Origin of the sequence: Azospirillum sp. ST 5-10 (assembly GCF_051225715.1) — a bacterium.
Classification (GTDB): Bacteria; Pseudomonadota; Alphaproteobacteria; order Azospirillales; family Azospirillaceae; genus Azospirillum.
Genome location: NZ_JBPJSP010000002.1, coordinates 408,510 through 419,439, shown reverse-complemented (window position 1 = coordinate 419,439; position 10,930 = coordinate 408,510). Strand labels below are relative to the sequence as shown.

General features: G+C 75.2%; 10 protein-coding genes and 1 riboswitch. Of the genes, 7 read left to right on the top strand and 3 right to left on the bottom strand.

The window, feature by feature from the left end:
- Nucleotides 1-89: 89 nt before the first annotated feature.
- Nucleotides 90-1,124 carry an ABC transporter substrate-binding protein gene (locus tag ACSBPG_RS04260; RefSeq protein WP_435535866.1) on the bottom strand — a complete coding sequence of 345 codons (1,035 nt, stop codon included), beginning with the start codon at nucleotides 1,122-1,124 and terminating at the stop codon, nucleotides 90-92.
- Between the two features lie 28 nt (nucleotides 1,125-1,152).
- Entirely contained in the window at nucleotides 1,153-2,532 is a 1,380-nt protein-coding gene (hutF, locus tag ACSBPG_RS04255) for a formimidoylglutamate deiminase (protein WP_435535865.1), read from the bottom strand.
- A gap of 269 nt (nucleotides 2,533-2,801) precedes the next feature.
- Between hutF and hutC the strand changes: the two genes are divergently transcribed.
- The 7 genes from hutC to cobJ all read left to right on the top strand — a co-directional run bounded on the left by hutC (nucleotide 2,802) and on the right by cobJ (nucleotide 10,114).
- The gene (gene hutC / locus ACSBPG_RS04250) at nucleotides 2,802-3,569 is read left to right on the top strand and encodes a histidine utilization repressor (RefSeq protein WP_435535864.1); all 768 of its coding nucleotides are present in this window, start codon (nucleotides 2,802-2,804) and stop codon (nucleotides 3,567-3,569) included.
- Between the two features lie 139 nt (nucleotides 3,570-3,708).
- Nucleotides 3,709-4,836, top strand: coding sequence for a THUMP domain-containing class I SAM-dependent RNA methyltransferase (locus ACSBPG_RS04245; RefSeq protein ID WP_435535863.1), 1,128 nt, complete (start codon nucleotides 3,709-3,711; stop codon nucleotides 4,834-4,836).
- A 166-nt stretch (nucleotides 4,837-5,002) separates the two neighbouring features.
- Nucleotides 5,003-5,218: riboswitch (cobalamin riboswitch) on the top strand.
- Between the two features lie 304 nt (nucleotides 5,219-5,522).
- The gene (cobW, locus tag ACSBPG_RS04240; protein ID WP_435535862.1) at nucleotides 5,523-6,563 is read left to right on the top strand and encodes a cobalamin biosynthesis protein CobW; all 1,041 of its coding nucleotides are present in this window, start codon (nucleotides 5,523-5,525) and stop codon (nucleotides 6,561-6,563) included.
- Between the two features lie 36 nt (nucleotides 6,564-6,599).
- Nucleotides 6,600-7,982: a precorrin-3B synthase gene (cobG, locus tag ACSBPG_RS04235; RefSeq protein WP_435535861.1), complete on the top strand. Its 1,383-nt coding sequence runs from the start codon at nucleotides 6,600-6,602 to the stop codon at nucleotides 7,980-7,982.
- A complete protein-coding gene (locus tag ACSBPG_RS04230; protein ID WP_435535860.1) occupies nucleotides 7,975-8,613 on the top strand; it encodes a precorrin-8X methylmutase in 639 nt (212 codons plus the stop codon). The genes cobG and ACSBPG_RS04230 overlap by 8 nt, the downstream gene beginning before the upstream one ends.
- Nucleotides 8,610-9,353 carry a precorrin-2 C(20)-methyltransferase gene (locus ACSBPG_RS04225; RefSeq protein WP_435535859.1) on the top strand — a complete coding sequence of 248 codons (744 nt, stop codon included), beginning with the start codon at nucleotides 8,610-8,612 and terminating at the stop codon, nucleotides 9,351-9,353. Before ACSBPG_RS04230 ends, ACSBPG_RS04225 begins: the two co-directional genes overlap by 4 nt.
- On the top strand, nucleotides 9,350-10,114 hold the full coding sequence (gene cobJ, locus ACSBPG_RS04220) for a precorrin-3B C(17)-methyltransferase (protein ID WP_435535858.1): 765 nt from the start codon (nucleotides 9,350-9,352) through the stop codon (nucleotides 10,112-10,114). The genes ACSBPG_RS04225 and cobJ overlap by 4 nt, the downstream gene beginning before the upstream one ends.
- A gap of 53 nt (nucleotides 10,115-10,167) precedes the next feature.
- Here cobJ and ACSBPG_RS04215 read toward each other — a convergent pair whose 3' ends face one another.
- Entirely contained in the window at nucleotides 10,168-10,917 is a 750-nt protein-coding gene (locus ACSBPG_RS04215) for a cobalt-precorrin-6A reductase (protein ID WP_435535857.1), read from the bottom strand.
- Nucleotides 10,918-10,930: the final 13 nt, after the last annotated feature.

The window sequence follows — 10,930 nt, the reverse complement described above, 5'->3', positions numbered from 1 at the left end:
GGCCGGCGGGCGATCCGACCCGGGCTCCCCCCTCCCGGGGGAAGGGGGGAGCCGGACGCGGCCGCCCAGCGGGGTTCCGGCGCCGGCCCTTACTTCAGGCTGGCTTCGATCTTCGCCTTGGCGTCGGCCGACACCCAGGGGCCCCACACGTCGCCCTTGGTCTTCAGGAACTGCTTGGCGGCGGCGGCGGCATCGACCTTCTTGTCCACCATGTAGGCCAGGCTCCGGTTCAGCTCGTCCAGGGGGAAGGTCGCCTTCTCCAGGATCGCGACGATCTCCGGCGCCGCCTTGGCGAAGGCGCTGTTGAGGCCGTAGGCGACCTCCACGCTCGGGAAGGCGCAGCCGCGCTCGCGCTTGCCGTAGGCGCTGGTGAGCTCGGTCCAGCAGGCCTCGTCGTAGGGCGGCTCCTCGAGCTGGACGAGGTCGTACCGGCCCATGATGGCGGTCGGCGACCAGTAGTAGAACAGCAGCGGTTCGCGCTGCAGGTAGGCCGAGCTGATGGCGGCGTCCAGCGCGGTCCCCGTGCCGGGGCGGAAGTTCACGTACGCGTCGTCGAGCTTGTAGGCCTTCAGCTTGGCGGTGTTGACCCCCTCGCAGGTCCAGCCCGACGGGCAGTTGAGGAAGCGCCCCTTGGAGGGCTCCTCGGGATCGGCGAAGAGCTTGACGTACTTCGGATCGGCGAGCTGCTGGACGCTCTTCAGGTCCGGCGCCATCGGCTTGACGCCGCGGGCGGGATCGCCCTTGATGACGTAGTCCGGAACGAACCAGCCCTCGCTGGCCCCGACGAAGGTCTTGCCGACCGCCGTCACCGCGCCGGCCGCGACCGCGTTGTTCCAGACGTCGGAGCGGCCGAGCCACTCCTCGGCGAAGATCTGCACGTCGTTGTTGGCGGTGGCCTGCTCGAGCATCACCGAGTTGCCGGGGATCGCGTTGACCGTGCACCCGTACCCTTCGGCGAGGATCGTCTTGACCACTTCGGTGACGAAGGCTCCGCTTTCCCAGTCGATGCCGGCGAAGGTGACGGTCTTGCCGTCGCTGCAGTACGACGCCTGCGCGGTGCCGGCGGACAGGCCGATCGCGAGCCCGGCGGCGGCCAGGACGGAGTTCAGGTGACGGATTCGCATGGAGGCTCCTCGCGGTGGGGTGGGTGGTCTACGGGCGGGTGATCTTGCGCAGGACCCGCTGGAAGGCGCGGTCGACGGCGTCGTCGGCGTCGTGGCGCCGGTCGCGCACGACCCAGCGGCCGGCGACCATGACGTCGCGCACCGCATGGTCGCCGAGGGCGAAGATCCAGCGGTCGAGGATCTGGTCGCCGCGGGCGGCGGCGACGTACGGGCTGGCGGCGTCGAGCACGACCAGGTCGGCGCGCGCGCCGGCGCGGATGCCCGGCCGGCCGAGGCCGCACGCCTGCGCCCCTCCGGCCAGGGCGGCGTCGAACAGGGTGCGCCCCACCGACGCGCCGGGGCCGGCGGCCAGCCGGTTGCGCGCCCGGTCGCGCAGCCGCTGCCCGTATTCGAGCAGGCGCAGCTCCGCCGCGGCGTCGGTGGCGACGTGGCTGTCGGTGCCGATGCCGAAACGCCCGCCGGCCGCCCGGTAGTCGACCGCCGGAAACAGACCGTCGCCGAGGTTGGCCTCGGTGTGGGGGCACAGGCCGGCGACCGCGCCCGAGGCGGCCAGCCCGGCGGTCTCCGGCGGCGTCATGTGGGTGGCGTGGACGGCGCACCAGCGGTCGCCGACCGGCAGCGAGTCGAGCAGCCACTCCACCGGGCGCCGCCCGCTCCAGGCCAGGCAGGCGTCGACCTCGCGCTGCTGTTCGGCGACGTGGATGTGGATCGGGCCGCCCGTCGCCTCGCCGGCGAGCACGGCGGCCATCTCGTCCGGCGTGGCGGCGCGCAGCGAGTGGATCGCCAGGCCGAGCGTGGCGCCCTGGTCGCGGCAGGCCGGGGCGAGCGCCTCCAGCAGCGCCAGGAAGCGGTCGACGCCGTGGACGAACCGCCGCTGGCCGGCGTTCGGCGCGGCGCCGCCGAAATCGGCGTGGGCGTAGAAGACCGGCAGATGGGTCAGGCCGATGCCGGCGGTCCGCGCGGCGGCGAGGAGGCGCCGCGACATCTCCGCCGGGTCGGCGTAGGGCGCGCCGTCCTCGGCGTGGTGGAGGTAGTGGAATTCCGCGACGTGGCCGAAGCCGCCCTTCAGCATCTCGATGTAGAGCTTCGCCGCGATCGCCTCGACGTCGTCGGGCGACGCCGCGGCGTTGAGCCGGTACATGGCCTCGCGCCAGGTCCAGAAGCTGTCCTCGCCGCTGCCCGCGACCTCGCCCAGCCCGGCCATCGCCCGCTGCAGGGCGTGCGAGTGGAGGTTGGCCAGGGCCGGCAGGAGCGGGCCGGCCGCCCGTTCGTCCCCCGGCCCGACCGCCGCGCCCGGCTCCACCGCGAGGATGCGGCCGGTCTCGTCCAGCGTGACCGCGACGTCGCCCGCCCACCCCTCGTCGAGCAGGGCGGTTTCGGCAAAGATGCGTCGGCTGGGGCTGGGCATCGTCGAAATCCGTCGTAAGTTGTATAGGGAGGATGAGCAGGACAGGGCGCCTTTGCAAGAAAAATTTGCACATCCCAAGTTGCCCATTCTTTGCTCAATGTGGCGCGCGGTTGAGCGCCTGGGTCCCCGGGAACGCGCCTGAAACCCGCTCCAATCATCACGGGATCGTTGATTTTGCGGCGAGAAGGACGCATAGGTTTAGCGACGATCGCGCGAGTCGTCGGGGGCGCACCGCGCCCTCGCTCGCGCCCGCCAACGGAGAGCATGTCATGACAACTGCGGTAGCGCGCCCCGTCGGCGTTGACGGCGATGCCGGGCCGGGCCGCGGGGCGCCGCTCTACGAGACGGTCAAGCGGTTCGTCCGCGACCAGATCGAGAGCGGCGAATGGCCGGCCCACCACCAGATCCCGTCGGAGAACGAGATCGTCTCGACGCTGGGCGTCAGCCGCATGACCGCCAACCGGGCGCTGCGCGAGCTCGCCACGGAGGGGGCGATCGTCCGCATCAAGGGGAAAGGCTCGTTCGTCGCCCCGAAGAAGGGCAGCTCGCCCTTCCTCGAGATCCGCAACATCGCCGACGAGATCACCCGGCGCGGCCACAAGCACACGGCGAGGATCGTTCTCAACCACGAGGAAAGGGCCCTGCCCGAGGTCGCCGATTCCCTGGACGTGGAGATCGGCGGCGCCGTCTTCCACACCATCATCGTCCATTACGAGAACGACATGCCGATCCAGATCGAGGACCGGTTCGTCAGCCCGGACGCGGTGCCCGCCTATATGGAGCAGGACTTCCTCACGCTCACGCCCAACGCCTACCTGACCCGTGTCGCGCCGATCACGGGAAGCGAGCAGGTGGTCGAGGCGGTCTCGCCGCAGCCCTGGGAATGCAAGCTGCTGGCGATTTCCCGCGCCGAGCCGTGCCTGATGGTGCGGCGGACGACGTGGTCCGGTCCGCGCAAGATCACCGCCGTCCGCCTGCTGTATCCCGGCTCGCGCTACCGCCTGGAAAGCGCCGCGGCGGCCGGCGCCGAGGGGTGATGTACATACAAGGCGGACCGGAGCGCGCGCCGCGAGGCGACCGGACGCCCCGCACCCCGCCGGCGACGGGTCCGGGACGGCCGGTCGGCCGCCGGAGAAAGATGTCGATGACGCCCCGCCGGCGCGCTATGTAGGCGGGATGAACACAGACGACGGTTTCGAGATCTTCGTGGTGACCTCGCCGGGCCTGGAGGCCGTGCTCTGCGACGAACTGCGGGCGAAGGGGTTCGCCGAGCCCACGCCGGTCAAGGGCGGCGTGACGGTCCGCGGCGGCTGGCCGGAGGTCTGGCGGGCGAACCTCGAGGTCCGCGGCGCCACCCGCGTCCTCGCCCGCATCGGCGCCTTCCGGGCCTTCCATCTCGCCCAGCTCGACAAGCGGGCGCGCCGCCTGGCGTGGGGCGACGTGCTGCGGCCCGACGTGCCGGTGCGCGTCGAGGCGGCCTGCAAGGGGTCCCGCATCTACCACGCCGGGGCGGCGGCGCAGCGCATCGAACGGGCGATCCACGAGGAACTCGGCGCCCCGGTTGCGCCCGACGCCGACGTCAGCATCAAGGCGCGCATCGACGACGACCTGTGCACCATCAGCGTCGACACGTCGGGCGAGTCCCTGCACAAGCGCAACCACAAGGAGGCCGTGCACAAGGCGCCGATGCGGGAGACCCTGGCGTCGCTGTTCCTGCGCCAGTGCGGCTACGACGGCGGCGAGCCCGTCGTCGACCCGATGTGCGGGTCGGGGACCTTCGTCATCGAGGCGGCCGAGATCGCCGCCGGCCTCGCCCCCGGCCGGTCGCGGCGCTTCGCCTTCGAACGGCTCGCGACCTTCGACGCGGCGGCTTGGCAGCGCCTGCGCGGCACCGGCGCCGGCGCCGCGGCCGGGACCGTCCCGGCCGTCCGCTTCCACGGCAGCGACCGCGACGCCGGCGCGATCGCCATGAGCCGGGCCAACGCGGAGCGGGCCGGCGTCGCCGGGCTGACGGAGTTCCGCCAGCACGCGGTCAGCGACCTCGTCCCGCCGGAGGGGCCGCCCGGCCTCGTCATCGTCAACCCGCCCTACGGCACCCGCATCGGCGACAAGAAGCCCCTGCACGCCCTCTACCACGCCCTCGGGCAGACGCTCCTGTCCCGGTTCTCCGGCTGGAGGGTGGGGCTGGTGACGAGCGAGCCGTCGCTCGCCAAGGCGTCGGGCCTGCCCTTCGCGCCGCCGGCCGTCACGGCGTCGCACGGCGGCGTGCGCGTGTCCCTGTTCCAGACCGGCCCGCTGGCGTGACGGCGGGGCGGCCGCCGGGAGCGGCCGGGCAGGGTGATCGCATTTGGTTGTTTTGCCCTCCCCCGCCCCGGGAGAGGGAGAATTCCAGCGTCCGCCACAAGAGCCAAATTCAAGTGCGGTGACCCTGCCGGCCGCTCCGCCGGCTCTTGCAATCCGCCGCGGGGCCTGCGATGGTGGCGGCGATGGTGCCCCCGAACCGTCGGGTCCGGGGGGTAAAAGGGAACGCGGTGAGGACGGCGACGTCCGAAGCCGAGGCTGCCCCCGCAACTGTGAGCGGCGAGCCCACCCTCCACGAAACCACTGGCCCCCTGCGGGGCTGGGAAGGTCGGGGGGCGGGCGGCGACCCGCGAGCCAGGAAACCTGCCATCGTCCGATCAATCCAACCCGCCGGGTGGGCGGAGAGAGGACGTTGACCCATGCCGTGTGTCGCCGCTTTCGCCGGCAGGCCCCTTGCCGTGCGCCCGACCGGACCCGCTGCCGCCGCGGCGGGAGCCGAACCGCCGGGCGCCTTCCCGCCGTCCGGCGGGCAGCCGTCCGCGCCCCTTCCCCGTCGCTGACCCCCCGACCATGGTCGGGCGGCCCTTCCCGGCCGCCGTGCCCGCGGACCCGACCGCGGGCGCGGCGCCGTCCGCCGCGCGCCGGTGGCCGGCCGGCGCCGACCGTTCCTCCCGCCGGAGACGCCTCCCATGACCGCTGCCCTTCGCGCGAAGGTCCCCGCCACCGTCGTCACCGGCTTCCTCGGCGCCGGCAAGACCACCCTGATCCGCAGCCTGCTGGAGCAGGCGAACGGGCGCCGGCTGGCGCTCATCGTCAACGAGTTCGGCGACGTCGGCGTCGACGGTGAGATCCTGCGCGCCTGCGGCGTCGAGGGCTGCCGCGACGACGACGTGATCGAGCTGGCCAACGGCTGCCTGTGCTGCACCGTCGCCGACGACTTCGTGCCGGCCATCGAGGCGCTGCTGGCCCGCCCCGCCCCGCCCGAGCACATCCTGATCGAGACGTCCGGGCTGGCCCTGCCCAAGCCGCTGGTCAAGGCCTTCAACTGGCCGGCGGTGCGGACGCGGGTCACCGTCGACGGGGTGGTCGCCGTGGTCGACGCGGCCGCCGCCGCCGAGGGCCGCTTCGCCCCCGACCCGGCGGCGCTGGCGGCGCAGCGCCGGGAGGCGGGCACCGTCGACCACGAGACGCCGATCGAGGAGGTGTTCGAGGACCAGCTCCTCTGTGCCGACCTGATCGTCGTCAACAAGACCGACCTGGTCGACGAGGCCGGGCTGGACCGGGTGGAGGCGCTGATCCGCGCCGCCCTGCCGCGCGAAGCCAAGCTGGTGCGCACCGCCGGCGGCCGCGCCGACCCGCGCGTCCTGCTGGGGCTGGCCGCGGCGGCGGAGGACGACCTGGCGCGCCGCCCCAGCCATCACGACGGCGCCGACGAGCACGACCACGACGACTTCACCAGCTTCGTCGTCGAGCTGGCGCCGCAGGCCGATCCGGAGGCGCTGACGGAGCGCCTGCGCGGCATCGCCGCCGCCCACGGCGTGCTGCGCCTGAAAGGCTTCGTCGACGTGCCGGGCAAGCCCATGCGGCTGCTGGTGCAGGGGGTGGGCGTCCGCGTGCAGGCCCATTTCGACCGGCTGTGGACGCCGGGCGAGCCGCGCGTCGGCCGGCTCGTGGTGATCGGCGAGACCGGGCTGGACCGCGCGGCGGTGGAGGCGGCGCTCGCCGGCTGATCCATGCGGCTGTCCAAGGAGAGGGGAGAGATCGTCATGACCGGCCCGACCGCGGCGTCCCGGCCGCGACGGCGCGGCGCCTGTCCCGGCGTGCTGGCGCCCATGGCGGTGGGCGACGGGCTGCTGGTGCGCCTGCGGGTGCCGGCCGGCGCGCTGCCCGCCGCCGCCGCGCGGCGCGTCGCCGCCCTCGCGGCCGGCCACGGCAACGGCCTGCTGGAGCTCAGCCACCGCGGCAACCTGCAGATCCGCGGCGTGCGGACGGCGTCCATGCCGGCGGTGACGGAGGTCCTCGGGGCCCTCGGCCTGGTGGCGGCGGATGCGGCCAGCGAGGCGGTGCGCAACGTCCTGTCCGCCCCCGCCGCCGGCATCGACGGGCAGGCGCTGCTCGACGTGCGGCCGCTGGCGCTGGCGCTGGACGCGCGCCTGGCGGCCGATGCCGGCCTGCACCGCCTGCCGCCCAAGTTCGGCTTCGTGATCGACGGCGGCGGCCGCGCCCACCTCGCCGACAGCCGCGCCGACCTGCGCTTCGACGCCGTCGCGACGCCGGACGGCGCGCGCTTCCGGGTGGCGGCCGGCGGCGCCCTGGCCGACGCCGTGCCGCTCGGCCTGTGCGCGCCCGACGCCCTGGTGGCGACCGCGGCCGCCGCCGCCACGGCCTTCCTGGAGCTGCGCTCCGCCCTGGCGGAACCGCCGCGGCGCATGGCCGGGCTGGTGGCGGCGTGCGGAGCGGCCGGGCTGCGGACCCGCGTCGCCGGCCTCGCCCCGCTCGACGACCCGGCGCCGCCGGTGCGCCCGGCCCGCGCGGCGCTCGGCGCGCGTCCCGGCTGGCTGGGCGTGGCCTTCCCCTTCGGGCGGCTGACGGCCGCCGCCCTCGACGCGCTGGCGGGACTGGCCGAAGCCCATGGGACCGGCGAGCTGCGCCTCACCCCCTGGCGGGCGCTCCTGCTGCCCGGAGTCGGCGCCGCCGCGGCCGACCCTGCAAGGCGCCTTGGCGCCGTCCTCGACGACGGCGACCCGCGCCTGCGGGTGAGCGCGTGCAGCGGCGCCGCGGGCTGCGACGCCGGCACCACCGACACCCACGCCGACGCCCTGGCGCTGGCCCGGACCGCGCCGGCGCTGCTGGCGGCCGGCGCCGTCGCCCACCTCGCGGGTTGCGGGAAGGGCTGCGCCCATCCGGCGCCCGCCACCGTCACGCTGACCGCCGGCGACGGGCGCTACGACCTCGGCGTGCGCGCCGCCCCCGGCGGCCCGGCGTTGCGCCGCGGCCTGGCGCCGGCCGATGCGGTCGCCGCCGTCGCCGCCCTGGACCGCCTCTTCGACGCCCGCCGCCGGCCGGGAGAGGATGCGGACGCGGCGCTCGCCCGCCTCGCCCCCGACCTTGCCCAGACCTTCATCCGGGAGGAGCCCGCCGGTGCCTGAGCCGCGCTACGACTACGTCCGCGACGGGGCGGCCATCTACCGCCAGTCCTTCGCCACCATCCGGGCGGAGGCCGCGCTGGACCACCTGCCCGACGACCTGCGGCCGGTGGCGGTGCGCATCATCCACGCCTGCGGCATGGTGGAGGTGGCGGCCGACCTCGCCTTCTCGCCGGACGTGGCGGCCGCCGCCCGGGCCGCGCTGCAGGCCGGCGCGCCCGTCCTGTGCGACAGCGAGATGGTGGCCCACGGCATCACCCGCGCCCGGCTGCCGACCGGCAACGCCGTCCTGTGCACGCTGCGCGATCCCGCCGTGCCGGATCTGGCGCGGGCCGTCGGCAACACCCGCTCGGCGGCGGCGCTGGAGCTGTGGCGGCCCCGCCTCGCGGGGTCGCTGGTCGCCATCGGCAACGCGCCGACGGCGCTGTTCCGTCTCCTGGAGATGCTGCAGGACGGCGCCCCGCGGCCGGCGGCGATCCTCGGCTTCCCCGTCGGCTTCGTCGGGGCGGCCGAGAGCAAGGAGGCGCTGGCCGAGAGCGCCCTCGGCATCCCCTATCTCGCCGTGCGCGGCCGGCGGGGCGGCAGCGCCATGGCGGCGGCCGCGGTCAACGCGCTGGCGAGCGAGGACGAATGAGCACGGCGACGATCCCCACCGGCACCTTCTACGGCATCGGCACCGGCCCCGGCGACCCCGAGCTGATGACGCTGAAGGCCGTGCGCCTCCTGCGCTCCTGCCCGGTGGTGGCCTATTTCTGCAAGCGCGGCAGCCGCGGCAACGCCCGCCGCATCGCCGACGGCTTCATCGGCGCCGAACACACCGAGGTGCCGCTGGTCTATCCCGTCACCACCGAGCTGGCGGTCGACGATCCCGACTACGGCCGGCGGATCGAGGACTTCTTCGACCGCTCGGCCGAGGCGGTGGCGGAACACTTGGCGGCCGGCCGGTCGGTGGCGGCGCTCAACGAAGGCGACCCCTTCTTCTACGGCTCCTTCATGCACCTGTTCCTGCGCCTCGCCGGCCGCTTCCCGGTGGAGGTCGTGCCGGGCGTGACCTCGGTGGCCGGCTGCGCGGCGCTGCTGCCGTCGCCGCTGACCATGCGCGACGACGTGCTGTCGGTCATCCCCGGCACCCTGCCGGAGGCGGAGCTGGTGCGCGCGCTGGCCGACGCCGACGCCGCCGTGGTCATGAAGCTCGGCCACAACCTGCCCAAGGTGCGGCGCGCCGTCCACGCCGCCGGCCTGGCGGAGCGGGCGTGGTACGTCGAGCGCGGCACCATGGCGGACCAGCGCGTGCTGCCGCTGGCCGAGGCGCCGGCCGACGGCGCGCCCTACTTCTCCATGGTTCTGCTCCCCGGCCGGGGGCTGCGGCGATGAGTGGCGGCCGCATCGCCATCGTCGGCCTGGGGCCGGGAACCGACGAGTGGCTGACGCCGGAGGCGCGGCGCGAGGTGGCCGAGGCCGGCGACCTCGTCGGCTACGGCCCCTACCTCGACCGGCTGCCCGCCGGCCCGCAGGTCCGCCACGCCTCCGACAACCGGGCGGAGCTGGAGCGCGCCCGGCTGGCGCTCGACCTCGCCGCCGCCGGGCGGCGGGTGGCGGTGGTGTCGGGCGGCGACCCCGGCGTCTTCGCCATGGCCGCCGCCGTGTTCGAGGCGCTGGAGACGGGCGGCGACGCCCGCTGGCCGGGGGTGGAGATCCGCGTGTGCCCCGGCGTCTCGGCCATGCAGGCCGCGGCGGCGCGGGCCGGTGCGCCGCTCGGCCACGATTTCTGCGCCATCTCGCTGTCGGACAACCTGAAGCCGTGGGAGGTGGTGGTGCGCCGGCTGCGCCTCGCCGCCGAGGCCGACTTCGTGATCGCCCTCTACAACCCGGTCTCGCGCGCCCGCCCCTGGCAGCTCGGCGCCGCCTTGGCGGCGCTGCGCACCGTGCGCGCACCGCAGACGCCGGTGATCCTCGGCCAAGCCGTCGGGCGCCCGGACGAGCGGCTGACCGTCACCACGCTGGCCGCCGTCGACCCGGCCGCCGCCGACATGCGCACGGTGGTGATCGTCGGCGCCTCCCACACCCGCACCGTCGCCCGCGACGGCGCAGCACCCTGGGTCTACACCCCGCGCCGCTACGGGAGCGCAGGATGAGCGTGCCCGGCCGTCCCGTCGCCGCCCGCCCGCGCCGCCGCGGCCCCCCGCCCTCACCCGGAACGGCCGAGGGCGCCGTCCAGCCATTCCAGCGCCGCCGCCACGTCGTGGACGACCGGCGCGGCGCCGGCCGGCGGCCGGTCCACCATCACCACGGGGATGCCGCGCCGCCGGGCCGCGTCCAGCTTCGGCCGCGTCGCCGCGCCGCCGCTGTTCTTGCTGACGAGGACGTCGATGCCGTGCGCCTCCAGCAGCGCCAGTTCCCCCTCCAGGGCGAACGGGCCGCGGTCGAGCACCAGCGTGCAGCGGGGCAGCGCCGGCATCGGGTCGGGGGGATCCACGGCGCGGATCAGGTAGGACTTCTCCGGCACCCGCGCGAACGGCGCCAGCTCCTGCCGGCCGACGGTGAGGAACACCCGCTCGCCCAGATCGCGCAGCGCGTCGGCGGCCGCCGCCATGCCGGGAGCGGCGATCCAGCGGTCGCCCGGCCGTGGCGTCCACGGGGCGCGGCTCAGCACCAGCAGGGGCACGCCGCGCAACGCGCAGGCCGCCACGGCGTTGGCGGAGATGCGGGCGGCGAACGGGTGCGTCGCGTCGATCACCGCGGCGATCCCGTGCGCCTCCAGGTGAGCCGCCAGACCGTCGACGCCGCCGAAGCCGCCGATGCGGGTGGGCAGGGGCGGCAGCGCCGGATTGGCCGTGCGCCCGGCCAGCGACACCGTCGCGGCGATCGCGGGATGGCCGGCCAGCCGACGGGCCAGCGCCGTGGCCTCCGTGGTGCCGCCGAGGATCAGGACCTTCATCGGACGCTCGCTT